We start from the raw sequence: 23,622 nt of genomic DNA on the forward strand, positions 1-23,622 counted from the left end.
GGATCGTCCTGGTCGTGCTGGTGGGCGGACTGGTGGTTCATCTGGCTGCCCCGGTGGGGACGGCGCCGGACTGGGCGGCGGGGCCCCTGCTCATTTCGGGAAGGGCCCCCGCCGGGATCGACGTCCCGGCCTGACTGCCGACCGGGGTGCCGGAGACAGCCTGCACTGCCGCGGGGTCCAAGTCGAACAGTTCGCGCAGCGCCTCCGCGTAGGAGGCTCCGCCGGGCTCGGCGGCGAGCTGCTTGACCTTGACGGTCGGCGCGTGGAGGAGCTTGTCGACCACCCGCCGGACGGTCTGGGCGATCTCCGCGCGGGAGCGCTCGTCCAGGTCGGGGAGGCGGGACTCGAGCCGGCCGAGCTCGCCGGCGACCACGTCGGAGGCCATCGAGCGGAGCGCGACCACGGTCGGGGCGATCCGGGCGGCGCGCTGGGCCTGGCCGAAGGCGGTGACCTCGTCGGCGACGATCCGGGTGACCGCGTCCACGTCGCCGGCGCCGGGGGCGGCGGCGTGCGCGTGGGAGAGGCTCTCCAGGTCGACCAGCAGGGCGCCGGGCAGGCCGTGGACGGCGTGGTCGACGTCGCGCGGCATGGCGAGGTCGAGGAAGGCAAGCGGGGTCCGGGCGGTGCGCTGGGCGATCGCGGCGGCCACCTCGGTGGCGCTGATCACGGTGCCGGCCGCGCCGGTGCAGGAGACCACCAGGTCGACGTCGGCGAGCGCCTCGGGGACCTTCGCGAAGTCCAGCGTCCGGGCGCCGCCGCCGAGGATCTCGGCCAGCCGCTCGGCGCGGACGGCCGTCCGGTTGGCGATCAGCAGGTCCTGCACGCCGGCCCGGGCCAGGGTGGCGGCGGCCAGCGAGCTCATCGAGCCGGCGCCGACCACCAGGGCGCGCTTGCCGGCGATCTCGCCGGCCCCGGCGGCGACCTGCTCCAGGCCGAAGGTGACCAGGGACTGGCCGGCCCGGTCGATGCCGGTCTCGCTGTGGGCGCGCTTGCCGACCCGCAGGGCCTGCTGGAACAGCTCGTTGAGGCCGCGGCCGGCGGTGTGCTCGTCCTGCGCCTTGGCGAGCGCGTCGCGCAGCTGGCCGAGGATCTGGCCCTCGCCGACGACCATCGAGTCCAGGCCGCAGGCCACCGAGAAGAGGTGGTGGACGGCGCGGTCCTCGTAGTGGACGTACAGGTGCGGGGTGAGCTCCTCCAGGTCGACGCCGCTGCGGGCGGCGAGCAGCTGGGAGAGCTCGGCGACGCCGGCGTGGAACTTGTCCACGTCCGCGTAGAGCTCGATCCGGTTGCAGGTGTTGACCAGGGCGGCCTCGGCGACCGTCGCGCTGGCGGCGGCGTCGTGCAGCAGGCGCGTCGGGGTCTCGCCGGTGAGCGCGGCGCGCTCCAGCACGCCGACCGGCGCGGTCCGGTGGCTCAGCCCGACCACGAGCAGACTCATGCCCCCACCTCGCTTCGCTCGGTGGTGGCTCCGCCACTCACAGCGCTGATGGTTCGCTCGCTTCGCTCGCTCACGTGCCCCCCTGCTGCGATACAGGAATTGTGCTTCACGCCGGCATCACCGCGGAGATGTCGCCGTCCGGTCCCTTGCCCGACTTGCCCTTGCCCGCGTCGGACTTGGCCGTACCGCCCGCGGCGCGGCGCAGTTTGGCCGCGGCGGCGCGGACCGGGCCGGGGGCGCGGTCGAGGACGGAGTCGCCGGAGGTCGGCTCGTCGCCGGCCTTGCGCTGCTCGTGGAAGGCGAGGATCTGCAGCTCTATCGACAGGTCGACCTTGCGCACGTCGACGCCGTCGGGGACGGTCAGGACGGTCGGGGCGAAGTTCAGGATGCTGGTCACACCGGCCTCCACCAGGCGGTCGCAGACCTGCTGGGCGGCGCCGGGCGGCGTGGTGATCACGCCGATCGACACGTGCTGGGAGGCCACGATCTCCTCCAGCTCGTCCATGTGCCGCACCGGGAGTCCGGCTGCGGTGCTGCCGACCACGGCCGGGTCGGCGTCCAGCAGGGCGGCTACCCGGAAGCCGCGGGAGGCGAAACCGCCGTAGTTGGCGAGCGCGTGGCCGAGGTTCCCGATGCCGACGATGACGACCGGCCAGTCCTGGGTGAGGCCGAGCTCGCGGGAGATCTGGTACACGAGGTACTCGACGTCGTAGCCGACGCCGCGGGTGCCGTACGAGCCGAGGTAGGAGAAGTCCTTGCGCAGCTTGGCGGAGTTCACGCCGGCGGCGGCGGCCAGCTCCTCGGAGGAGACGGTGGGCACCGAGCGCTCCGACAGGGCGGTCAGCGCCCGGAGGTACAGCGGCAGCCGGGCCACGGTCGCCTCCGGGATGCCCCGGGCACGCGAGGGTCGGCGCGCGGCGCCCGAGTCGGGCGTCTGCGGAGAGCTGGGTGAGGGTCGGCCGATTGCCACGGTGCTCCTGTGGGTGAAGCTGGGCTTGGACAGCCAGGCTATGCGTTTGTGAACGTGTGCACAAAGATGGTGTCCGATTTGTCCCTGCACAGTGACACGCATCACTCGCCACCGGCCGTGCTCGCCAGCCGGCCCGCCGGCCCGGCACCGGGCAGCCACGGCCCGGCCGGCAGCGCCCTGCTCAGCACCGGGACCTGCCCCTCGCCGTCGAGCGACCGGGCCCGGCCCAGCCGCGGCCACGGCACCGCGGCCGCCACCGGCAGTTCGGCGGGCGGGCCCGCCTGCGCGTCCAGGCAGTGCCGCAGCAGGCCCGCGGCGGCCCGCGCGTCACCGAGCGCGGTGTGCGCCGGGTACCAGCCCAGGCCGGCCGCCCGGACGCACGCGGCCAGGCCCCAGCCGCCCGCCTCGGGCAGCAGCTCGCGGGCCAGCCGCATGGTGCACAGCAGCGGGACGGCGGGCAGCACCACCCCGATCCGGGCGAACTCCCGGTCCAGGAAGGCGTGGTCGCAGGTCACGTGGTGGCCGACCAGCACCCGGCCGGCCAGCAGGTCCAGCAGCTCCGGGGCCAGCTCGCGGAAGCGCGGGGCGCCGACCACGTCCTCCTGCGCTATCCGGTGCACGTGGGTCGGGCCCACCGGCCCCAGCGGGTCGACCAGCGAGGAGAACTCGCCCTCCGGCCGCAGCCCGGCGTCCAGCAGGACGACGGCGATCTCGACCACCCGGTGGCGCCACGGGCTACGGCCGGTGGCCTCGACGTCGACGACGGCATAGCCGGGCATCGCGCCCTCCTCTGCAGGCAGCCCCCGGCGGACAACAAACGGGTTAGATCGTAAGCCCACCATTCAGGAAGTCGTAAGGATCCCGTCAGCTTCGTGAGCAACCCCACTCCGGGGGCCGGGCCGGCTAGGCGCCGAGGGCGGTGCGCAGGCGCTTCTCGTCGACCCGCCAGAAGTCGTGCTGGCGGCCGTCGACCAGGGTGACCGGGATCTGCTCCCAGTACTTCTCGTACAGCTCCTCGTCGGCCAGGATGTCCTTCTCCTCGAAGGAGGCGCCCAGCTCCCCGGTCACCTTGAGGATCACCGCACGGGCCTCGTCGCACAGGTGGCAGCCCGGCTTGCCGATCAGCGTCACGGTGGACTCGGCCGGGTTCTTCTTCTCACGTCGCAGCAGGCTCACCGCCCCATTCTGCCCGCCCGGCCGCCGTGCACCGTTAACCCCGCCTGCACGCCGCCGTCACGGGATCCACCCGCCCGGCTGGCTATGCTCGGTGCCATGGCCGCGCTGCGAAGGCTCACCCGGGCAAGGCGTTCCCCCGACGAACGGACCGCACTGGCGGGCGAGGCCGCCGCCGAGGCGGCCGAGGCGGGCCTGGAGGCGGCACCGGCCGCCAGGGCCCCGCGCGCGCCCGCCGAGGACCACACGCCGACCCCGGGCGACCCGCGGGCCGCCGCGTTCTTCGACTGCGACAACACCATCCTGCGCGGCGCCGCGATCTTCTACCTCGGGGTCGGCCTGTACCGCCGCCGGTTCGTCACCCGCCGCGACGTCGCCCGCTTCGTCTGGCAGCAGGCCTGCTTCCGGCTGCGCGGCTCGGAGGACCCGGCGCACATCGCCGACGCGCAGGACACCGCGCTCTCGCTGGTGGCCGGGAAGCGCACCGCCGACCTGGAGCGGATCTGCGAGGAGATCTTCGAGCCGGTGCTGGCGGAGAAGATCTGGCCGGGCACCCGCGCCCTGGTGCAGATGCACCAGGACGCGGGCCAGCGGGTCTGGCTGGTCACCGCCGCCCCGCAGGAGGTGGCCCGGATCATCGCCCGCCGGCTCGGCATGACCGGCGCGCTCGGCACCGTCGCGGAGACCGCCGACGGCGAGTACACCGGCCGGCTGGTCGGCGGGCTGCTGCACGGCCCGGCCAAGGCGGCCGCGGTGCAGGCGCTGGCCCGCCGCGAGCGGCTGGACCTGGCCCGGTGCGCGGCGTTCAGCGACTCGGCGAACGACATCCCGATGCTCGGCCTGGTCGGCCACCCGTACGTGATCAACCCGGACGCGGCGCTGCGCCGGCACGCCCGCGCGATGGGCTGGCGGGTGCGGGACTTCCGGACCGGCCGCAAGGCGGCCCGGGTCGGGCTGCCGGCCGCCGCCGGGCTCGGTGTGGCGGCCGGCGCGGCCGCCGTGCTGCTCGCCCAGCGCCGCCGCCGGGCCGCCGCCTGAACCCGCTCGGGCCACCCGCCGGGCCGCCGCCCGGACCCCCGTCAACCTGCGGCGATCCGATCCACCCCGACGGTGATCCGGACTCACACCCAGGCGTGAACCGGGACACCCCGGCGGGTACTTCGCATCAGACCGCCGGTGACCGGAACTGATCGTTCGACGTCTCGGGAAAGTCGGGGGTTGCGAAGCGCCAAGGCTGGGAAACCGGCGCCCCCGCAGCGAAATCGGTCACACCGTGCGCACAGGCGATCACGTTGAGCCGGATGGATGGCGGCAATTTCGATCAGTGACAGGTGAATATGCGCAAGAAGTGGACCTCATCCGACCACTTCGACCACAGGGTGTAGCTGTCATTGCACAAAGCGTTATTCTCTCCTGGACGCACGCCACCCGCGCGTCCCCGCTGACGAGGGGTCGGGAGTGTGCTCTCCGCGCCGGCGGAGGTGAATCCCGTCCACAGTTCTGCCTCTGGGAGTCCCGTGTACCCACCCGTCCGGAACGACGCGCCAGCCACCTCCCGCCCGTCGACCGCCACCCTGCGCCGCGGTGCGAGCCTGGAGCGGCTGTGGGCCGCGATCCGCGAGTTCGAACTCCTGGTCCCCCAACCCGCCGTGGCCGGTGCCGCGTTCGTCCGCCCCGTCACCGTCCGCCCGCAGCTCCCCGGCGTCCTGCAGCGCTCCACCGCCACCGGCACGTCCTCCGGCACCTCCGCCGGCTCCGCGACGGGCCGCGGCCGCGCCACCACCGTCGGCTCCCCGCGGACCCGCGCCCGGACGGCCCCCACCGGGCCGGGCACCGGCACCGAGACCGAGCACAACCCGATCGTCGACCTGGTCGAGCGCGCCCAGAACGGGGAGAGCGAGGCCTTCGGCCGGCTCTACGACCACTACGCCGACACCGTCTACCGGTACATCTACTACCGGGTCGGCAGCCGGGCCACCGCCGAGGACCTGACCAGCGAGACCTTCCTGCGGGCGCTGCGCCGGATCGGCACCTTCACCTGGCAGGGCCGGGACTTCGGCGCCTGGCTGGTCACCATCGCCCGCAACCTGGTCGCCGACCACTTCAAGTCCAGCCGCTTCCGGCTGGAGGTGACCACCGGCGAGATGCTCGACTCCAACGAGTGCGAGCGCAGCCCGGAGGACTCCGTGCTGGAGTCGCTGTCCAACGCCGCGCTGCTGGAGGCCGTCCGGCGGCTCAACCCGCAGCAGCAGGAGTGCGTCACCCTCCGCTTCCTGCAGGGCCTCTCGGTCGCCGAGACGGCACGGATCATGGGCAAGAACGAGGGCGCCATCAAGACCCTCCAGTACCGCGCCGTCCGCACCCTGGCCCGGCTGCTGCCGCCCGACGCCCGGTGACCGCGTGATCCGGGCCGTGATATCCGACGGACCGTCACCGGCCTTCCGGCACGCACACGTGCGGGTGAAGAGGCGGTCACATGATCAGAGCTGCGTAACCGACCGCCGACACCGCTCGTTGGCCAGCGTGCAGTCCGCCACCGGGTCTTCAGTCAAGTGGGATCCAGACCTGTCACCCGATGGTGTGGTTTCGGCCAGCCGGGGCAACCGTCCGGCCGGCCACGGTGTCGAACACGACGAAGGGAGGTGTGGCCCGTGACGGCAAACGTGCTGGAGCACCGGCGGGCGAAGTCCTTCGCCGAGGCGCTGGAGGCCCACCAGGCTGAGAACGGGAGCACCGGCTCGCACCGGGCCGGCTCCACCGCGATGGCCGAGCTGTTCGCCATCGCCGACTCGCTCGGCGCACTGCCCGAGCCCGAGCTGAGCCCCGAGGTGCGGACGGTCCAACGCGCCCAGTTGATGGCCGCGTTCGAGCAGGAGTGGGCCGGCGGCGGGGCCGCGGCGGCCGTGCCCAAGCAGCGCGGCCACCGGGCCGCCCGGGCCCGCCGCACCCGTTGGGGCCGCCGCCTGGTGATCGGCGGCCTGGTCGGCGCCGTCGCCGTCGGCAGCTTCGCCGGCGCGGCCGCCGCGGCCGGCAACGCGCTGCCCGGGGACGCCCTGTACGGCATGAAGCGCGGCCTCGAAGGCCTCCGCCTGGACTGGGCCGACTCCGACGCCGAGCGCGGCGCCCTGCTCCTGCAGCAGGCCTCCACCCGGCTCGACGAGGCGCAGTCCCTGCTCAACCGGGACGGCTCGCCGACCGCGCTCAGCCCCGGCACCGTGGAGCAGGTCCGCCGCGCGCTCGACGACATGCACGCCGAGGCGCTGCGCGGCCGCGACCTGCTGCGCTCGGTGTACCGGTCCAACGGCTCCCTCGCCCCGATGCAGAAGCTGGCCAGCTTCGCCGGCGGCCAGGACTCGCGCTGGACGGCGATGCAGAGCCGGCTCCCGTCCGGTCTGGCCACCCAGGCCGGCAAGGTCGACCGCCTCTTCGAGGACATAAGCGAGGACGTCGCGCCCCTCCGCCTGGAGCAGCCCACCGGCACGACCGGCGGCTCCGGCGGGGGGACGGGCGGCGCCCAGCAGTCCCCCGGCACCACCGGCGGCGCCGGCACCACGGCGGGGACGGGCACCCAGCGCGGCGGCCCCGGCTCCGCGCCCACCGCGCACGGCACCGGCACCACGTCCGGGACGGGCACCGCGCCGTCGACCGCGCCGGGCCTCGGCTCGGTCCTCAACCCGCTGACCGGTCCGCTGACCGGCGGCGGTGCCACGCCGAGCCCCTCGGCCGGCGCGCAGGACGCGGGCTCCAGCCCCTCGGGCGCGGCCTCGCCGGAGCCCCAGCAGGGCCTGAGCATCCCGCCGCTGATCCCGGGCCTGCTGCCCGGTCTCACCCTGGGCTAGCGCAACGCCCGAGACGGAGACGCCCCGCCCCCGGCGGGGCGTCTCCGTCTCAGAAGAAGACGGACCGGCGCTGCACCAGCAGCTTGTAGAGCGTGTGCTGGATCGTCTCCCGGACCTGGTCGGCGAGGTTGAAGACCAGCATCGGGTCGTCCGCCGCCTCCGGCGGGTAGCCGTCGGTCGGGATCGGCTCGCCGAAGCGGATGGTCCACTTCGTCGGCAGCGGCACGGCCCCGAGCGGCCCCAGCCAGGGGAAGGTCGGCGTGATCGGCACGTACGGCAGGCCCAGCAGCCGGGCCACCGACTTGAGGTTCCCGATCATCGGGTAGGTCTCCTCCGCCCCGACGATCGAGCAGGGCACGATCGGCACCCCGGCCCGCAGCGCCGAGGCGACGAAGCCGCCGCGGCCGAAGCGCTGCAGCTTGTACCGCTCGCTGAACGGCTTCCCGATGCCCTTGAAGCCCTCCGGCCAGACGCCGACCACCTCGCCGCGCTCCAGCAGCGCCTGCGCGTCCTCGTTGCAGGCCAGGGTGTGCCCGGCCTTGCGGGCCAGCTCGTTGACCACCGGGAGCAGGAAGACCAGGTCGGCGGCGAGCATCCGCAGGTGCCGCTGCGCGGGGTGGTGGTCGTGCACGGCGACCTGGGTCATCAGGGCGTCCAGCGGGACGGTCCCGGAGTGGTTGGCGACGATCAGCACGCCGCCCTCGGCGGGGATGTTCTCGATGCCCTGCACGTCGACCCGGAAGTACTTCTCGGCGAGCGGCCTCAGCAGCGAGAGGAAGACCTCCTCGGTCAGCTCCTGGTCGAAGCCGAACTCGTCGACCTCGTAGTCGCCGGTGATGCGGCGGCGCAGGAAGCCGAGCCCGCTCGCGGCCCTGTCCTCCCAGCCCTTGCCGAACACCTTCTCCGCGGTCGCGCCGAGCCGGCCGGCGAGCGCGCCGCCGACCGCGTCGGCGATCCGGTCGGCGAGGTCGGGCCCGGGCGCGTGCCAGCTGGGCGCGGACTCGATCGGGATCACCTTCGCCGCACCGGCGGCCTGCTCCCTGGCGGCGGTCATCGCGTCCTCAACTCCTGGTCCGGGAAGGGCCGGTACGGCGGTCGGTCGGGGGGTCGGTGCGGGGGGTGTCGCCGAGCAGCCCGGCGATCCGGTCGGTGACGGCGGTCAGCCGCTCGGGCGGCAGCAGGCCGGTGCGCTGCGCGGCGGCGAAGTCCGCGAAGGCCTCGGCGGTGCTGAAGGCCGGCGTGTAGCCGAACGTGCCGCGCAGCTGGGAGGTGTCCACCACCCGTCCGTGGGTGAGCAGTTGGAGCTGCTCGTGGGACATGTCGGCGAGCCGGGTCTGCCGGACCAGCCCGGCCACCACGCCGAGCGCGGGCCGCAGCAGCGGGACGGTGGGCCGGCCGAGCCGGCGGGCGCACTGGGAGAGCAGCAGGACGCCGTCCCCGGCGACGTTGAAGGTCCCGGTGTTGCTGGTGCCCGGCCGCGGGTCGAGCGCGGAGCGGCGGAGCACCTCGACCGCGTCGTCCTCGTGGACGAACTGCAGCCGGGGGTCGAAGCCGAGCACGGTGGGCAGCAGCGGCAGCGCGAAGTACGCGGCGAGCGGGGTGTCGCCGGCCGGGCCGACGATGTTGGCGAAGCGCAGCACGGTCACCGCGACGTCGGGGCGCCGGCGGGCGAAGCCGCGGACGTAGCCCTCGACCTCGGCGGCGTCCTTGGCGAAGCCGCCGGCGGGCAGGTCCTTGGGCTGCATCCGTTCGCCGAACACGGCGGGGTCGCGCGGCGCGGAACCGTACACGGCGGTGGTGGACTTCACCACCAGGCGCCGCACCCCGGGGGCCTTCTGGCAGGCGCCGAGGAGCTGCATGGTGCCGATGACGTTGGTCTCCTTGACCGCGGCGCGGCCGCCGTGGCCGGTGGCGCTCACGTTGAGGTGGACCACGGTGTCGACGTCGTGCTCGGCGATCACCCGCGCGACGGCGGGGCGTCGCAGGTCGACCATGGCGACGTGCACCTTGGCGGGCAGTTCGGCGGCGGGCGGTTGGAGGTCGACGCCGACCACCCGGTCGACGCCCGGGTCGGCGGCGATCTCGGCGGCGAACCGGGCCCCGAGGTTCCGGGCCACACCGGTGACGAGCACGACCTTGCCCACGTTCCCGGATCCTCCTCGCGCTCGGCTCCCGACCTGCACCGTACCGCGTCGCCGTTTCGCCGGTGGAAACGCCACTGCCCGCCCCGGAGGTTTCTCCGGAACGGGCAGTCGCTGACACCTAGGACGCGAGGCGCCGTGGGTGCTACTTCTTGTTGCGACGCTGCACGCGAGTGCGCTTCAGAAGCTTGCGGTGCTTCTTCTTGGCCATACGCTTGCGACGCTTCTTGATGACAGAGCCCACGGAACATTCCTCGCTCACTCGGACCCGCGCCCGTGAGAGACGGGAGTCCATACGACTGACGGAGGCCTTAGCCTACCCTCCACGCCGCGTTTGCCGTAATCGGTGCCCCCGGTTACGTGTCCGACCTACGCGCTCTGCAACCTCACGTAGGACTCCTCCAGGTACTCGTGAACCTTCTGCTCGGGCACGCGGAAGGAGCGGCCGACCCTGATGGCCGGAAGCTCGCCGCTGTGTACCAGTCGGTACACCGTCATCTTGGACACCCGCATGACAGCGGCCACTTCGGCCACGGTCAGAAAGACGACATCCTGCAGAGGGCGCTCGCCGGAACTCATGACCTCACCCGACCCTTTTCCGTGTGTGCAAGGCACCGGCTTCCCCTCCGGTGACTCCACCGGCACACGCGTATCCCCAGAGTAGTTATGCGTGGTACGGGTGGGAAGAGGGTGTCCGCGGGTCCTTCTACAATGCGAGATCCGCCCGTTGCAGTACGTAGTCGCTCAGCGGTCCGTAGCAGGCGGGCGCGGACCCGTCGTCCACCGGCACCACCACGGCGACCGTGCCCTCCTCCTCCGCGGCGAACGGGGCGACGTCGTTGCAGTCGGCGAGGCCGCCCGCGGGGATGCCGAGGCGGCCGGCCCCGCAGAGCCAGCCGTGGTCGCCGAGCACCAGGTCGGGCGGGGGGTGCCCGGCGTCGGCGAGGGCGGCCAGGGTGAGCCGGACCGGCTGCGGGGAGTGGGTGTGGCGCAGCTCCCCGGCCGCCGTTCCGCCGCGGCCGCGGGCGCCGCCGGACCGGCCTGCGGCGAACTCCGGGTAGCCGTCCAGGTCGCGGATCACGGTCACCGCGCCGACCGCGTCGGTGATCCGGCCGCGCTCGCCCTCGGGGGTGGGCTCACGGAAGCGCAGACCGCGCACCGGGGCGTGCACGCGGCACCCGGCCGCTTCGAGCGCCCGCACGAGCGCCCCGTGGAAGCCGGGGAGCTTCTGCGGGTGCCCGGTGCCCGCCAGCACGGTGCCGCGGGCGTCGGCGGTGGCCCGGAGCAGCGCGGCGAGGCGGTCCAGGGCGTCCAGGGTGCGTTCGGGGTCGATGGTGTCGGGCCCCTCGGTGTACCGGGGGTCGGGGTCGACGCCGACCCTGGCCGCCATCATCGCGAGGACGGCGGCCTCGTCCCAGCGGCGCTCGGGGTCGAGGCCCATCAGCGCCTTGGGGTCGGCCTGCGCGAACAGCCGGTAGTGGCGCAGGTTGTTCTGCCGGGGCGTGGGGACCTCCGGGCCGGCCAGCCGGGTGCGCAGCAGGTGGTCGCGCAGCGCGTCGCGGGTGACCGGCGGCCGGCCGGCCGGGGTGCGGCCCGGGGCGGTCACGGCATCAGCCCGTGGTGCGGGAGGACGGCCCGGCGGGCGGCCAGGATCGCCTGGTCGAGGCGGTCGCCGGGGTCGTAGCCGCCGTCGTGGAAGTCCTTCCAGTCGGGGGTGGCGCCGTCGGTCATCCGCATCGGCGCCTGCTGCCGGGTGAGCCGGAAGACCTCGGCGCGCCAGTCCTCGGGGGTCTCGGTGGCCGGGTCGACGGGGCGGCCGGCGGCGGTGGCGACCAGGTGCGTCCAGGCTCTGGGGACGACGTCCACCACCGCGTACCCGCCGCCGCCGGTGGCGACCCAACGGCCCTCGGCGTGCTCGTGGGCCAGGTGGTGGATCGACTCGGCGATCACCCGCTGGGCGTCCAGCGACACCGCGAGGTGGGCCAGCGGGTCCTCGACGTGGGTGTCGGCGCCGTGCTGGGTGACCAGGACCTGGGGGCGGAAGGCGGCGAGCAGTTCGGGCACGAGCGCGTGGAAGGCGCGCAGCCAGCCCGCGTCGCCGGTGCCGGCCGGGAGCGGCAGGTTGGCGGCGGTGCCGGGGGCGTCCGGGCCGCCGGTCTCGGTGGACCAGCCGGTCTGCGGGAAGAGGGTGGCGGGGCTCTCGTGGAGCGAGACGGTGAGCACCCGGGGGTCGTTCCAGAACGCCTGCTGCACGCCGTCGCCGTGGTGGACGTCCACGTCGACGTAGGCGACCCGTTCGGCGCCGAGCTCCAGCAGGCGGGCGATGGCGAGCGCCGGGTCGTTGTAGATGCAGAAGCCGGACGCGGTGTCCGGCATGGCGTGGTGCAGGCCGCCGGTGAAGTTCACCGCGTGCGGGGTCTCGCCGCGCCAGACCGCCTCGGCGGCGGCGACCGACTGACCGGCGATCAGCGCGGAGGCCGTGTGCAGGCCGGGGAACGTCCAGTTGTCGTCGGTGCCGAGGCCGTGCGGGGCGTCCTCGCCCGTCGGGTCGGCGGCGGCCCGCTTCACCGCCTCGATGTACCCGGCGCTGTGCACCAGCCGCAGCGTCGACTCCCCGGCGGCCGGTGCCGACCGGACGGTGACCGCCGGGTCCCGGGCGAGGCCCAGGGACTCCACCAGCCGCATGGTCAGGGCCAGTCGGGTCGGGTCCATCGGGTGGCCCGGACCGAAGTCGTACGCGGTCGCGGCCTCGTCCCAGAACAGTTGCAGGGCACAGCGGGTGTCCACCATGGGCACCACGCTATCGGTCAGGCCACGCTCTGCGCTGCGCGCTCCTCGTCACGCCCGGCCGCGGTCGGCTCCGGGGCGAAGTACCCGCCCAGCGGGACGATCGCCAGGATCAGCACCATCGGCGCGAGGAACGCCCAGCGGTAGGAGCTCGCGTCGGCGATCGCGCCGACCAGCGGGGAGCCGATCAGGAAGCCGACGTAGTTGAACAGGTTGAGGCGGGCCACCGCGGCGTCGGAGTCGTGCGGGAAGAGCCGCCCGCCCGCGGCGAAGACCTGCGGGATGATCGCGCAGATGCCGAAGCCCAGCAGCGTGAAGCCGAGGATGCCCGCCCAGGTGCCGGGCGCGGCCGCCGCGACCGCGAAGCCGGCGGCGGCCAGCAGCGCCCCGCCGCGGACCACCGGCACCGCGCCGAACCGCTGCACCGCCCGGTCGCCGAGCGCCCGGCCGAGCAGCATCGCCACCATGTAGCCCAGGTAGGACAGCTTGGCGAGGTCCTCCGGGCTGTTCAGCCCGTCGGTGAGGTACTTGACGCTGTAGTTGGAGACCGAGGCGTCGGCGATGTACGCGAACGCCATCGCCAGGCAGAGCGGCAGCAGCGGCTTCCACGGGATCGAGCGGGCGGCGGCCTCGGCGGCCTCCCGGACGGCGTCGCCCAGTTCGGCCGGCCCGGCGAACCAGCGGCCGGCCACCAGCGCGGCGGGGATCAGCACCACCGCCGCGCCGCCGAACAGGGTCGGCAGGCCCAGGTGGTAGTGCGCGCCGAGGCCGGCGACCGCGGCGCCGAGGATGCCGCCGAGGCTGAACGCGGCGTGGAAGCCCAGCATGATCGAGCGGCCGTAGCGGTGCTGCAGGCCGACCCCGAGCATGTTCATCGAGGCGTCGAGGGCGCCGACCAGCAGGCCGAACAGGCCGAGCGCGAGGGCGAGCGCCCACAGCCGGTCGCCGAAGCCGGCCAGGGCGAGGGCGGCGCAGACGGCGGGCTGCACGACCCGCAGCACGCCGCGGGCGGTGGTCCGCTTCACCACCCACTCGGAGGTGATGGAGCCGACGCCGGCCAGGATCGGCACCGCCGCCAGGAAGACCGGCAGCAGCGAGTCGCTGAGCCCGTACCGGTCCTGGATCTCCGGGATGCAGGTGACCAGCAGGGCGAAGGTGGTGCCCTGCAGCAGGAAGCTCACCGCCAGGGCGGCGCGCGCCTGCTTCAGGCGTCCGGTGGTCTCTGCCCGCATCGCCGACCTCGCTCACCACCGGCGCTACCCGCCGGTACGAAAAGTGTTGGCGCGAGCGTAGGCGTTCGGTGCGTCCGGCGGGAGGGGGTCGGGGCGATCAGTTCGCCAGCAGCCGCAGGACGTCGGCGAGGTCGGTGAACAGTCCGGTCGCGCCCGCGCCGGTCAGCCTGGCCGGGTCGGTGAGCGCCGCGTAGCCGTACACGTCCATGCCGGCCGCGCGGGCGGCGAGCACGCCGTTGCGGCTGTCCTCCAGCACCAGGCAGCGCCCGGGGGCGACGCCCATGGTGCTCGCGGCGTGCAGGAACAGGTCCGGGGCGGGCTTGCCGACGCCCACGTCCTGGGCGCTGAAGAGCAGGTCGTCGGTGAAGTACGGGTCCAGGGCGGTCAGGCGGTGGGCGGTGCGGATCCACGCGTGGTGCGCGGAGGACGCCACGCAGTACCGGACGCCCTGCTCGCGCAGCGTCTTCAGCAGGGTGTCCGCCCCGCGGACGGGCGTCAGCTCCGCCTCGAACGCGGCGAACACCCGGGCGTGGAACAGCTCGTCGAACCCCTCCGGCAGGGTGGCGCCGTAGCGCTCGCCGATCACGTCGTGCACGGTGTGCGCGGCGCAGCCCATGAAGTCGCGGTAGGAGTCCTCGACCGTGGTGGGGTACCCCAGCTCGGTCAGGTACTCGGCCAGCACCCGGTTGGAGATGGGCTCGCTGTCCACCAGGACGCCGTCGTTGTCGAAGACCACCAGCTCGTAGCTCACCCGGCCGAGCCTAGCCGCGGGCTCTCGGCCGGGTGCCGTCGGGCGCGGCTACTTGCCGCCGGTGGCGAGCTCGCGGGAGCGGTCGCGGGCGGCTTCGAGGGCGCCGAGCATCGCGGCGCGCACGCCGTGGTTCTCCAGCTCGCGGATGGCGGCGATGGTGGTGCCGGCCGGGGAGGTGACCGCCTCGCGGAGCTTGACGGGGTGTTCGCCGGAGTCCCGGAGCATGATCGAGGCGCCGACCGCGGACTGGACGATCAGCTCGTGCGCGACCTGCCGGGGCAGGCCGAGCAGGATGCCGGCGTCGATCATCGCCTCGACGAGGAAGTAGAAGTACGCGGGCCCGGAGCCGGACAGCGCGGTGGCGGCGTCCTGCTGGCTCTCGGGGACGCGCAGCGCCTTGCCGACCGAGCGGAAGATCTCCTCGGTGCGGGCGAGGTGCGCCTCGGCCGCGTGCGAGCCGCCGGAGATCACGCTCATGCCCTCGTCGACCAGGACCGGGGTGTTGGGCATGACGCGGACGACCGGCGTGCCGGCCGCGAGGCGGGCCTCGAACCAGGTGGTGGGGATGCCCGCGGCCGCGGAGACGACCAGCTTGTCGGCGGCGACGTGCGGCGCGAGCTCGTCGAGCAGGGCGCCCATGTCCTGCGGCTTGACGGCGAGGATCAGGGTGTCGGCGAGCTTGGCGGCGTCGGCGTTGGTGACCGCGGTGACGCCGTACCGGGCGGTGAGCTCCTCGGCGCGTTCGGTCCGCCGGGCGGTGACCATCACGTCGGCGGGCGCCGTGCCGGCCCGGAGCAGGCCGGAGAGCAGCGCCTCGCCGATCTTGCCGGTGCCCAGAAAGGCGATCTTCTGTCCGCTCGTGCTGCTCATGAGCCGCTCTCCTCACGTCCGTTCCTGTCGGCCATCCTCGCACCGGGGGGACGCCCGGCGCGGATCCGTCCACGGTGCGGTCAGCCGCGCCGGGCCGACCCCGGCGCTCCCCGTAGGGGGAAAGTCAGGGGTCCGGGCTCTGGTGCCGGGGTCGTCGGGGGCGCACCGTGGAGTCATGGGACACGGTGAGATGTCACGACGTGAGACTCGTCAGGTCGCGGTCGCCTCGGCGACGCTCGGGCCGTGGCGGACGGCCACCGCGGTCGGTGCGGTGGTGGGCGGCGCCGCGCTGGCGGTGGACGTGGTCACGCTCGACTGGGGGCTCGACATGCTGGCCTGGCCGGCCGGTCTCGGCCTGTTCTTCTTCTTCCTGGTGGGGACGGTCGGCGCCCGGCTGCGCAAGGACTCGGGCGACCGGCGGCTGCACCGCTGGATGGCCGAGCACCCGTGGCAGTCGGCGCTGCCGGCCGCCGGCGCGCTGTGGGGGCTGAACACGGTGGCGCTGTGGGTGCTGAGCAGCGCGGGGCTGTTCGAGGCGCTGGTCACCTCGCTGCTGCCGGCCGGCATGCTGCTCGCGGTGGCCGGTGTGGTCGGCTCGGTGAAGCGCTCCCGGAAGGGCTGACGGCGGATCGGGGCACGACAAAGCATCCCAATTCCGCACGCACCGAGCACTGTTCGTCCACCGCCCCCCCTCCCCGGTGGAGCGTCTGTCGGCACCGGTCGGCATACTTCCGACCCGTGCCGATAGCCGAAGACCCCGAACCCCGCCCCGCCGCCGAAGACGACCCGTTCGACGGGCTCGTCCTGGACGACGACTTCGTCCGGGGCGCGTCCGTGAAGGAGCCGTCCGGGCGGGCCCGGATGCTCACCGAGAAGTGGAAGCGCCAGCCGCCGGAGGCGGAGCCGTGGCGCCCGGTGACCGAGATCCGGCGCAGCCGCTTCGGCCGCCGGGCCCGCCGGCTGGACGCCTGGGGCAACCCGGTGCGCCGTCGGCGGCGCAACTGGCAGGCGCCGGTGTTCGTCCTGCTCGCCGTCGCGGTGACCGCGGCCGCGCTCAACATCGACAAGCTGCGCGACTGGTACCACCACGACGACACCCCGGTGTCCTCCGCGCTGCCGTCGGTCGGTCCCGAGACCGCCAGGCCGACCACGGCCGCGCCGAGCGTCGCCCCGGACGTGCCGACCGCCGAGCACCCGTGGGCCGGCTCCCCGGCCGAGGCGTGGCCGGAGGGCGCGGACGCCCTGGTGCTGCCCGAGGCGCAGGCGGTGGGCGTGTTCGGCAAGGACGAGGTCGCCGAGCAGCTGAAGAACGTCAAGGCGTTCCTGGTCGCCGCCAACATCGACCCGGCCACCCTGCACGGCGGCACCCCGGAGGCCGCGCTGTCCCTGCTGGACCGCAAGGACCGGGACATGGTCGAGGAGTACCTCGCGCACCCCAGCGACGAGAATGACCCGACCTCCTGGATCAGCCGCTTCAACCCGAAGCTGGCGGTCCCGGTCACCGACCGGGTGAAGGTGCAGGGACGGATCACCTTCGAGAGCGACGGCGACAAGGGCGTCCTGGTGCACACCGATGTCAGCTACGTGTACGCGCTGCGCCCGGGCCCCGAGGTCGGCAAGCAGCAGTCCGCGCCGTCCGCCGCGCCGTCCACCGGCGGGTCGGGCGGGGGCGGCGACACCAAGCCGGTGTCGCTGCGCGAGGGGACGACGGCCACGGTCGAGCGGGAGATCGTCCGTCGGCAGCAGGACTTCCGGTTCTACGACCCGGCCCGCTACCAGGTGAAGCGCGGCAAGCTGGTACTGGGCCACGGCTTCAGCGACTTCGCCAACAACGTGTGCGCGATGGGCAGCGGTTACCTGGAGACCGACTTCCCCACCAGCGTGCCGACGGGCAGCCCGCAGCCCAAGGACGGGTCCACGACCGACCCGTACGACCGCTCGAAGTCGCTGGAGCAGCACGACGGCTGCGGCACCATCACCCGTAGCTGACCCCCGGTCAGCTGCGGTGCTTCTTCCCGCCGCTCCGTCCGTTCCGGGCGGAGCGGCGGCGCTCCCAGGTCGCGGTGGCCCGGTCGTGGGTGGCGCGCCGCAGGCCCTCGCCGGGGGCCTCGACCAGGCTGCGGAGGAAGTACGCGACGAGCGCGCCGACGAAGCCGATCGCCCAGACCGCGCCCAGCGACCGGTCGGCCATCCAGCCGCTCAGCGACTGCCGGCCCTCGGTGAGCAGCTTCCAGGTGCGCAGCCCGGACATCGCCGAGCAGACCGCGATGCCGCCGATCAGCAGCGCGCCGACCAGCGACCCGGCGTCCGACATCCGCACGCCCTGCACGGCGAAGCGCAGCAGCAGCGCCCCGCCGGCGGCGGCGGCCAGCGCGCCGAGCGAGACGCCGGCCCGGCGCAGCCAGTAGCCCGCGCCGCGGTCGACCCAGCTGGTGCCGAACCAGCGGAGCGGCTCGGGTGCGGGGGCGCCGTCGCGGTCGGTCGTCGGGGTGCTCTGCTCGTCCACGAGTCCGATTATGGCCGGGTGGGCGGGCAGAGCCCCCGTGCGGCGCGTCGTCAGCCGAGCTTGGAGACGTCGCGGACGGCGCCCTTGTCGGCGGAGGTGGCCATCGCGGCGTACGCCTTGAGCGCGGCGCTGACCTGGCGGTCGCGGTTCTTCGGGCGGTAGCCGCCCTCGGACTCCAGCTTGAGCCGGCGCTCGTGCAGCTCCTCGAAGGAGACGTCGAGGTTGATGGTGCGGGCCGGGATGTCGATGGTGATCGAATCGCCGTCCTCGACCAGGGCGATGGCGCCGCCGGAGGCCGCCTCGGGCGACACGTGCCCGATGGACAGGCCCGAGGTGCCGCCGGAGAACCGGCCGTCGGTGATCAGCGCGCAGGCCTTGCCGAGGCCCCGGCCCTTGAGGAACGAGGTCGGGTAGAGCATCTCCTGCATGCCGGGGCCGCCCTTGGGGCCCTCGTAGCGGATGACCACCACGTCGCCCTCGCGGACCTGCTTGGCGAGGATCTTCTCGACCGCCTCGTCCTGCGACTCGCAGACCACGGCCTTGCCCTGGAAGCGCCAGATCGACTCGTCCACGCCGGCGGTCTTCACCACGCAGCCGTCCTCGGCGATGTTGCCGTACAGCACGGCGAGGCCGCCCTCGACGGAGTAGGCGTGCTCGACACTGCGGATGCAGCCCTTGGCGGCGTCGGTGTCCAGGGTGTCCCAGCGCTCGGACTGGCTGAACGCCTCGGCGGAGCGGACGCAGCCGGGGGCGGCGTGCCACAGCTCGACGGCCTCGGCGGACGGCGAGCCGCCGCGGATGTCCCAGGTCTTCAGCCACTCCTCCATCGAGGCGGAGTGCACGGTGGAGACGTTCTCGTTGAGCAGGCCGCCGCGGTACAGCTCGCCGAGGATGGCGGGGATGCCGCCGGCCCGGTGCACGTCCTCCATGTAGTACGAGCCGTTCGGCGCGACCTTGGACAGGCACGGGACCTTGCGCGAGATGGCGTCGATGTCGCGCATGTCGAAGTCCAGCTCGGCCTCCTGGGCGGCGGCCAGCAGGTGCAGGATGGTGTTGGTGGAGCCGCCCATCGCGATGTCCAGCGCCATGGCGTTCTCGAACGCGGCGCGGGAGGCGACGGCGCGCGGCAGCACCGAGGCGTCGTCCTGCTCGTAGTGGCGCTTGGTGATCGCGACGACGGTCTCGCCGGCGGTCTCGTACAGCGCCTTGCGGGCGGTGTGGGTGGCCAGCACCGAGCCGTTGCCGGGCAGCGAGAGGCCGATCGCCTCGGTCAGGCAGTTCATCGAGTTGGCGGTGAACATGCCGGAACACGAGCCGCAGGTCGGGCAGGCGTTCTCCTCGATGATCGCGATGTCCTCGTCGGAGACGTTCTCGTTGACCGCCTGGGAGATCGCGTCGACCAGGTCCAGCTTGCGGACGGTGCCGTCGACCAGCACCGCCTTGCCGGCCTCCATCGGGCCGCCGGAGACGAACACGGTCGGGATGTTCAGGCGCAGCGCGGCCATCAGCATGCCCGGGGTGATCTTGTCGCAGTTGGAGATGCAGATCAGGGCGTCCGCGCAGTGCGCGTTGACCATGTACTCCACGCTGTCGGCGATCAGGTCGCGGGACGGCAGCGAGTAGAGCATGCCGTTGTGGCCCATCGCGATGCCGTCGTCCACCGCGATGGTGTTGAACTCGCGCGGGATGCCGCCGGCGCGCTTGATCGCCTCGGAGACGATCCGGCCGACCGGCTGCAGGTGGGTGTGGCCCGGCACGAACTCGGTGAAGGAGTTGGCCACCGCGATGATCGGCTTGCCGAAGTCCTCGCGGGCTACGCCGGCCGCGCGCAGAAGGGCGCGCGCGCCCGCCATGTTGCGACCCTGGGTGACCGTGTTCGACCTCAGCTGGGGCATTCCGACCGCTCCTTCGGAGACTATCCGTGTCAGTCGAGCCTACGCCCCCGGTCCTGCCCGGCGGACACGCTGTCCGCGATGCGGTCAGGCCCGGCCCGCCACGAACAGGTCCAGCACGTACGGCTCGGTCAGCACCCCGTCCGGGAACTCGGCGAGCAGCGCCGCCCGCTCCGCGGCCAGCACCGGCGCCCGCTGCTCCTCGGTGAGCACCGCGAAGTACGAGCGCGAGGTCAGGTCGGTCAGGTGGCTGTCCACCGTGACCTGCCGCTCCCAGTGCAGGGTGACGTGCTCCACCGCCAGGCCGGCCTCGGTCAGCTGCTCGGCGCCGGCGATCACCCCGCCGTACGCGTGGTAGTTGGGCAGTGCGACGACCAGCCGGTCCTCCTGGGCCTTGATCCAGCCGGTGGCGCGGTCCTTGACGTTCCACCACAGGGCGAGCTTTCCACCCGGACGGAGGACCCGCAGGGCCTCCGGGATCGACTTCGCCGGGTCGGTCCAGTGGAAGGCCTGCGCGTAGCCGACCAGGTCCAGCGAGGCGTCGTGGAAGGGCAGCTCGTCGCCGACGCCCTTGACCACCGGGATTCCCGGGCTGACCCGCCGCAGCAGGGCCGCCATCCCCGGGCTCGGCTCCAGCGCCACCACCCGGGCGCCGCGGGCGGCCAGCAGCCGGGTCGCGATGCCGGTGCCGGCGCCGACGTCCAGCACGTCCGCGTCCTTCAGCGGGCGGCCGAGCAGCCGCTCCAGCTCGTCGAACAGCTCCGCCGGGTAGGACGGCCGGGCCGCCTCGTACTGCGCGGCCACCGGGCCGAAGGAGAGCGCGTGCTGCTGAATGTCGGTCATGGTCCCTGGTCCCCCCGTCGGTTCGGGCCCACCCTAGGCGAGGCCGGCCGGAATGTCAGGGCCGTTTCGGCCGGTGCGGGGTCGCCAGGTGGAGCCGGGTGAAGGCCAGCGCCTCCGCCAGGTCGGCCTCCCGTTCGGCGGGCGAGGCCGAACGGCGGGTGTTGACCTCCAGCACCACGTGCCCGTCGAACGACGACCGGGCCAGCCGCTCCAGCAGCTCCGCGCAGGGCTGCTTGCCGCGGCCCGGGATCAGGTGCTCGTCCTTGCCGGAGCCGCTGCCGTCCGCCAGGTGCACGTGCGCCAGCCGGCCGTCCATCCGGTCGACCATGCCCAGCGCGTCGATCCGCGAGGTCGCCGCGTGGGAGAGGTCGATGGTGAAGTGCCGGTAGTCCTCGTCGGTGACGTCCCAGCCCGGCGCGTACGCCAGCATCTCGCGGTCCCGGTAGCGCCACGGGTACATGTTCTCCACCGCGAAGCGCACCTGGGTCTCCCCCGCCATCCTGGCGATGCCCTCCACGAAGTCCCGGGCGTACTGGCGCTGCCAGCGGAACGGCGGGTGGACCACCACGGTGTCGGCGCCCAGCTTCTCCGCGGCCGCCCGGGCCCGCACCAGCTTGGTCCACGGGTCGGTCGACCACACCCGCTGGGTGATCAGCAGGCAGGGGGCGTGCACCGCCAGGATCGGGATCCGGTGCATGTCGGAGAGCCGCCGCAGCGCCTCGACGTCCTGGCTGACCGGGTCGTTCCACACCATCACCTCGACGCCGTCGTAGCCGAGGCGGCTCGCCAGCTCGAAGGCGATCGCGGTGTTCGCCGGGTACACCGAGGCGGTGGACAGCGCGACCTTGGTGTCCGGGACGTGCAGCTGCGGGTGCGGGGGCAGCACCAGGCGGTCCGTGGTGCGCAGCAGCGGGTCGCGGCGGGCGGGCGCCTTGCGGGCGGTGCGGGCGGTCTTCACCGCCTTCGCGACCTTCTTCACCTGCGCGCTCTTCGCCGCCTTCACCGACCGCGCCGCCTTCGCCACGCGGCCGGCGGCCTGCTCCCCCGGCGCGCCCGGTGCCGGGGGCGCGGTGGGTGCGGTGGGCACGGTGGGCACGGTGGGCACGGCCGGGTTGCCCTGCGTGCCGTCCGCGAGCGGCGACGGGGCGTGCCCGGGCGCGGCGGTCGCCCGGGGCGTGCGGCGCGGGCGCGGAGGCCGTGCCTGCCGGCGCCCGGCAGCACGGCCCGCTCCGGATGACTCCTCGTCCGCAGGATGGCCCACGCGCACCAGGGTAAGCGGATCCGCCCTCCGCCGAGCGGCTACGGGGTCAGCGCGGGGCGGCGCTCGACCGGGCCGGACATGGTGTCCAGGCGGCGGAGGATGATGCCCTCGCGCAGCGCCCAGGGGCAGATGTCCAGTTCGTCGAGGCCGAAGAGGTCCATCGCGGCGTCGGCGACCAGCGCGCCGGCCAGCAGCTGGCGGGCCCGGCCCTCGGAGACGCCGGGGATCCGGGCGCGCTCGGTGGGCGTCATCGCGGCCAGCCGGGGCAGCCACGCCGACAGCCCGGCCCGGGTGAGCTTGCGCGGGACCCGCGCGCCCGCCCCCTCCGGCGCCGCGCCGGTCATCCGGGCGAGCTGCTTGAAGGTCTTGGAGGTGGCGACCGCGTGGTCGGGCGCCCCGATCCGGGCGAATTCACCCACCACCTGGGCGATCTCGGCGCGGATGTCGCGTCTCAGCTCGCGCAGGTCCTCGGGGTCGGCGAGGTCGCCGGGCAGCCGGGCGGTGAGCCGGCCCGCGCCCAGCGGCAGCGAGCAGGCGACGTCGGGCTGCTCGTCGATGCCGCAGGCGATCTCCAGCGAGCCGCCGCCGATGTCCAGGTTGAGCAGCCGCCCGGAGGACCAGCCGAACCAGCGGCGGACCGCGAGGAAGGTGAGCCGGGCCTCGTCCTGCCCGGACAGCACCTGGAGCTCGACCCCGGTCTCGGTGGCGACCCGGTTCAGCACCTGCTCGCCGTTGGCGGCCTCGCGCACCGCGGAGGTGGCGAACGGCAGCATCGCCACCACGCCCTTGTCCTCGGCGACCCTTATCGACGAGGCGACCATCGACACCAGCTTGTCGACGCCGACCTCGGTGATCGCCCCCCCGCTCGTCGAGCAGCTCGGCGAGGCGCAGCTCGGCCTTGTGCGAGTACGCGGGCAGCGGGGCAGCGCCGGGGTGGGCGTCCACCACGAGGAAGTGGACGGTGTTGGAACCTACGTCGAGCACACCGAGTCGCATAGCCGTCCACGCTAACCGATCGGTGACCGCTCACCTGCCCGAATCGGTCCTCCCTGCCTGTTCGATTGCCCGGCCGGCGGTCGGGGGAGGACACTGCCCGGCACCGCCTCCCTCACCATCTTCCGCGAGGAGAAACCGACATGACGATCACTCACCGGATCATCGGCAGCGGCGAGCACCGGGTCATCGTGCTGCACGACTGGTTCGGCACCAGCGCAGGCTGGAGCGCCTTCCTGGACTGCCTGGACGGCGACGTGTTCACCTACGCCCTGCCGGACTACCGGGGGTACGGGGATCGGCTGGACGTCCCCGGCACGTACACGCTGGCGGAGATCGCCGAGGACGTGCTGGCGCTCGCCGACGAGCTGGGCTGGGAGGAGTTCTCGCTGGTCGGGCACTCGATGGGCGGCAAGGCGGTGCAGCGGGTGCTGGCCGAGGCACCGCACCGGGTCCGCAAACTGGTCGGGCTGACCCCGGTGCCGGCCTCGGAGTACCGGCTGGAGGGCGACGCGTACGACCTCTTCCACGGCGCCGTGGAGCGGCCCGCGAACCGGCGGGCCATCCTCGACCTGGTCACCGGCCAGCGGGCGGGCGCGGTGTGGCTGGACCGGATGACCGCCCAGTCGCTCGCCCAGTCCCGCCCGGAGGCCTTCGCCGGGTACCTCGCCGACTGGACCACCCAGGACTTCGCCGCCAAGATCGCCGGCTCCCGCCTCCCCGTGAAGGTCTTCATCGGCGAGCACGACGTCGCCCTGAACGAGCCCCTGATGCGCGCCACCTGGCTCACCCACTACCCGGAGGCGGAGCTGGAGGTGCTCGGCAACTGCGGCCACTACCCGCAGTACGAGCTGCCCGTGCGCCTCGCCGCCCGCCTGGAGGCCTTCCTCAACGAGTGAGCGGCCCCGCCGGGGCGCCGGGCGCCC

23 protein-coding genes and 1 pseudogene are annotated in these 23,622 nt (G+C 73.8%); 6 read left to right on the plus strand and 18 right to left on the minus strand.

Translation table 11 applies throughout. The annotated features are described in order from the left end of the window. Nucleotides 1-37: 37 nt before the first annotated feature. From ABEB06_RS16990 to ABEB06_RS17005, 4 genes are all read right to left on the minus strand, one after another. Nucleotides 38-1,438 (minus strand): glutamyl-tRNA reductase, encoded by a 1,401-nt coding sequence (locus ABEB06_RS16990; RefSeq protein ID WP_345697706.1) that lies wholly within the window; start codon nt 1,436-1,438, stop codon nt 38-40. 106 nt (nt 1,439-1,544) lie between these two features. Next, nucleotides 1,545-2,408: a redox-sensing transcriptional repressor Rex gene (locus ABEB06_RS16995; protein ID WP_345697707.1), complete on the minus strand. Its 864-nt coding sequence runs from the start codon at nt 2,406-2,408 to the stop codon at nt 1,545-1,547. 101 nt (nt 2,409-2,509) lie between these two features. After that, nucleotides 2,510-3,187 carry a 3'-5' exonuclease gene (locus ABEB06_RS17000; protein ID WP_345697708.1) on the minus strand — a complete coding sequence of 226 codons (678 nt, stop codon included), beginning with the start codon at nt 3,185-3,187 and terminating at the stop codon, nt 2,510-2,512. A gap of 124 nt (nt 3,188-3,311) precedes the next feature. Beyond that, nucleotides 3,312-3,584, minus strand: coding sequence for a glutaredoxin family protein (locus ABEB06_RS17005; RefSeq protein ID WP_345697709.1), 273 nt, complete (start codon nt 3,582-3,584; stop codon nt 3,312-3,314). 96 nt (nt 3,585-3,680) lie between these two features. On the opposite strand from ABEB06_RS17005, the gene ABEB06_RS17010 reads away from it, so the two are divergent. From ABEB06_RS17010 to ABEB06_RS17020, 3 genes are all read left to right on the plus strand, one after another. After that, nucleotides 3,681-4,619, plus strand: a complete 939-nt coding sequence (locus ABEB06_RS17010) for an HAD family hydrolase (RefSeq protein ID WP_345697710.1) — start codon at nt 3,681-3,683, stop codon at nt 4,617-4,619. 479 nt (nt 4,620-5,098) lie between these two features. Then, nucleotides 5,099-5,977, plus strand: a complete 879-nt coding sequence (locus ABEB06_RS17015; RefSeq protein ID WP_345697711.1) for an ECF subfamily RNA polymerase sigma factor, BldN family — start codon at nt 5,099-5,101, stop codon at nt 5,975-5,977. A 255-nt stretch (nt 5,978-6,232) separates the two neighbouring features. Next, entirely contained in the window at nt 6,233-7,420 is a 1,188-nt protein-coding gene (locus tag ABEB06_RS17020; protein WP_345697712.1) for a DUF5667 domain-containing protein, read from the plus strand. Between the two features lie 49 nt (nt 7,421-7,469). On the opposite strand, the gene ABEB06_RS17025 is transcribed toward ABEB06_RS17020, so the two are convergent. The 9 genes from ABEB06_RS17025 to proC form a co-directional block, all read right to left on the minus strand. Continuing rightward, nucleotides 7,470-8,474 carry a lysophospholipid acyltransferase family protein gene (locus ABEB06_RS17025; protein ID WP_345697713.1) on the minus strand — a complete coding sequence of 335 codons (1,005 nt, stop codon included), beginning with the start codon at nt 8,472-8,474 and terminating at the stop codon, nt 7,470-7,472. A gap of 7 nt (nt 8,475-8,481) precedes the next feature. Then, nucleotides 8,482-9,564, minus strand: coding sequence for an NAD-dependent epimerase/dehydratase family protein (locus ABEB06_RS17030; protein ID WP_345697714.1), 1,083 nt, complete (start codon nt 9,562-9,564; stop codon nt 8,482-8,484). 142 nt (nt 9,565-9,706) lie between these two features. Further along, nucleotides 9,707-9,805, minus strand: coding sequence for a 30S ribosomal protein bS22 (locus ABEB06_RS17035; protein ID WP_003948845.1), 99 nt, complete (start codon nt 9,803-9,805; stop codon nt 9,707-9,709). A gap of 125 nt (nt 9,806-9,930) precedes the next feature. Further along, nucleotides 9,931-10,140 carry a helix-turn-helix domain-containing protein gene (locus ABEB06_RS17040; protein WP_253796863.1) on the minus strand — a complete coding sequence of 70 codons (210 nt, stop codon included), beginning with the start codon at nt 10,138-10,140 and terminating at the stop codon, nt 9,931-9,933. 127 nt (nt 10,141-10,267) lie between these two features. Then, a complete protein-coding gene (locus tag ABEB06_RS17045; protein WP_345697715.1) occupies nt 10,268-11,167 on the minus strand; it encodes a phosphatase in 900 nt (299 codons plus the stop codon). Continuing rightward, nucleotides 11,164-12,351 (minus strand): acetoin utilization protein AcuC, encoded by a 1,188-nt coding sequence (locus ABEB06_RS17050; RefSeq protein WP_345697716.1) that lies wholly within the window; start codon nt 12,349-12,351, stop codon nt 11,164-11,166. Before ABEB06_RS17050 ends, ABEB06_RS17045 begins: the two co-directional genes overlap by 4 nt. Nucleotides 12,352-12,368: 17 nt before the next feature. Continuing rightward, on the minus strand, nt 12,369-13,580 hold the full coding sequence (locus tag ABEB06_RS17055; protein ID WP_345697717.1) for an MFS transporter: 1,212 nt from the start codon (nt 13,578-13,580) through the stop codon (nt 12,369-12,371). A gap of 97 nt (nt 13,581-13,677) precedes the next feature. Then, nucleotides 13,678-14,331, minus strand: coding sequence for an HAD family hydrolase (locus ABEB06_RS17060; RefSeq protein WP_345697718.1), 654 nt, complete (start codon nt 14,329-14,331; stop codon nt 13,678-13,680). A 48-nt stretch (nt 14,332-14,379) separates the two neighbouring features. Beyond that, complete coding sequence (gene proC / locus ABEB06_RS17065; protein WP_345697719.1) at nt 14,380-15,201, minus strand: pyrroline-5-carboxylate reductase; 822 nt, start codon at nt 15,199-15,201, stop codon at nt 14,380-14,382. A gap of 190 nt (nt 15,202-15,391) precedes the next feature. Here proC and ABEB06_RS17070 point away from each other — a divergent pair, with 190 nt between their 5' ends. Further along, the gene (locus ABEB06_RS17070) at nt 15,392-15,823 is read left to right on the plus strand and encodes a hypothetical protein (protein ID WP_345697720.1); all 432 of its coding nucleotides are present in this window, start codon (nt 15,392-15,394) and stop codon (nt 15,821-15,823) included. Nucleotides 15,824-15,939: 116 nt separating this feature from the next. Continuing rightward, nucleotides 15,940-17,190 (plus strand): SCO2583/SCO2584 N-terminal domain-containing protein, encoded by a 1,251-nt coding sequence (locus tag ABEB06_RS17075; protein WP_345697721.1) that lies wholly within the window; start codon nt 15,940-15,942, stop codon nt 17,188-17,190. Between the two features lie 7 nt (nt 17,191-17,197). Here ABEB06_RS17075 and ABEB06_RS17080 read toward each other — a convergent pair whose 3' ends face one another. From ABEB06_RS17080 to ABEB06_RS17100, 5 genes and pseudogenes are all read right to left on the minus strand, one after another. Next, the gene (locus tag ABEB06_RS17080; protein WP_345697722.1) at nt 17,198-17,707 is read right to left on the minus strand and encodes a hypothetical protein; all 510 of its coding nucleotides are present in this window, start codon (nt 17,705-17,707) and stop codon (nt 17,198-17,200) included. A gap of 50 nt (nt 17,708-17,757) precedes the next feature. Further along, nucleotides 17,758-19,602: a dihydroxy-acid dehydratase gene (ilvD, locus tag ABEB06_RS17085; protein WP_345697723.1), complete on the minus strand. Its 1,845-nt coding sequence runs from the start codon at nt 19,600-19,602 to the stop codon at nt 17,758-17,760. An 84-nt stretch (nt 19,603-19,686) separates the two neighbouring features. Beyond that, the gene (locus ABEB06_RS17090) at nt 19,687-20,442 is read right to left on the minus strand and encodes a class I SAM-dependent methyltransferase (RefSeq protein WP_345697724.1); all 756 of its coding nucleotides are present in this window, start codon (nt 20,440-20,442) and stop codon (nt 19,687-19,689) included. Between the two features lie 55 nt (nt 20,443-20,497). Continuing rightward, nucleotides 20,498-21,307, minus strand: a complete 810-nt coding sequence (locus ABEB06_RS17095) for a sugar phosphate isomerase/epimerase family protein (RefSeq protein ID WP_345701876.1) — start codon at nt 21,305-21,307, stop codon at nt 20,498-20,500. A gap of 434 nt (nt 21,308-21,741) precedes the next feature. Further along, nucleotides 21,742-22,699, minus strand: a pseudogene (locus ABEB06_RS17100) (Ppx/GppA family phosphatase). A 140-nt stretch (nt 22,700-22,839) separates the two neighbouring features. Here ABEB06_RS17100 and ABEB06_RS17105 point away from each other — a divergent pair. After that, the gene (locus ABEB06_RS17105) at nt 22,840-23,595 is read left to right on the plus strand and encodes an alpha/beta fold hydrolase (RefSeq protein ID WP_345697725.1); all 756 of its coding nucleotides are present in this window, start codon (nt 22,840-22,842) and stop codon (nt 23,593-23,595) included. Nucleotides 23,596-23,622 lie beyond the last annotated feature (27 nt).

Source organism: Kitasatospora terrestris (assembly GCF_039542905.1).
Classification (GTDB): domain Bacteria; phylum Actinomycetota; class Actinomycetes; order Streptomycetales; family Streptomycetaceae; genus Kitasatospora; species Kitasatospora terrestris.

Bases quoted from the DNA above. Each gene is read 5' to 3' on its own strand.
- ABEB06_RS16990 (WP_345697706.1), bottom strand. From the start codon at position 1,438: ATGAGTCTGCTCGTGGTCGGGCTGAGCCACCGGACCGCGCCGGTCGGC.
- ABEB06_RS17000 (WP_345697708.1), bottom strand. From the start codon at position 3,187: ATGCCCGGCTATGCCGTCGTCGACGTCGAGGCCACCGGCCGTAGCCCG.
- ABEB06_RS17010 (WP_345697710.1), top strand. From the start codon at position 3,681: ATGGCCGCGCTGCGAAGGCTCACCCGGGCAAGGCGTTCCCCCGACGAA.
- ABEB06_RS17025 (WP_345697713.1), bottom strand. From the start codon at position 8,474: ATGACCGCCGCCAGGGAGCAGGCCGCCGGTGCGGCGAAGGTGATCCCG.
- ABEB06_RS17040 (WP_253796863.1), bottom strand. From the start codon at position 10,140: ATGAGTTCCGGCGAGCGCCCTCTGCAGGATGTCGTCTTTCTGACCGTG.
- ABEB06_RS17050 (WP_345697716.1), bottom strand. From the start codon at position 12,351: ATGGTGGACACCCGCTGTGCCCTGCAACTGTTCTGGGACGAGGCCGCG.
- ABEB06_RS17055 (WP_345697717.1), bottom strand. From the start codon at position 13,580: ATGCGGGCAGAGACCACCGGACGCCTGAAGCAGGCGCGCGCCGCCCTG.
- proC (WP_345697719.1), bottom strand. From the start codon at position 15,201: ATGAGCAGCACGAGCGGACAGAAGATCGCCTTTCTGGGCACCGGCAAG.
- ABEB06_RS17070 (WP_345697720.1), top strand. From the start codon at position 15,392: ATGTCACGACGTGAGACTCGTCAGGTCGCGGTCGCCTCGGCGACGCTC.
- ilvD (WP_345697723.1), bottom strand. From the start codon at position 19,602: ATGCCCCAGCTGAGGTCGAACACGGTCACCCAGGGTCGCAACATGGCG.
- ABEB06_RS17090 (WP_345697724.1), bottom strand. From the start codon at position 20,442: ATGACCGACATTCAGCAGCACGCGCTCTCCTTCGGCCCGGTGGCCGCG.
- ABEB06_RS17105 (WP_345697725.1), top strand. From the start codon at position 22,840: ATGACGATCACTCACCGGATCATCGGCAGCGGCGAGCACCGGGTCATC.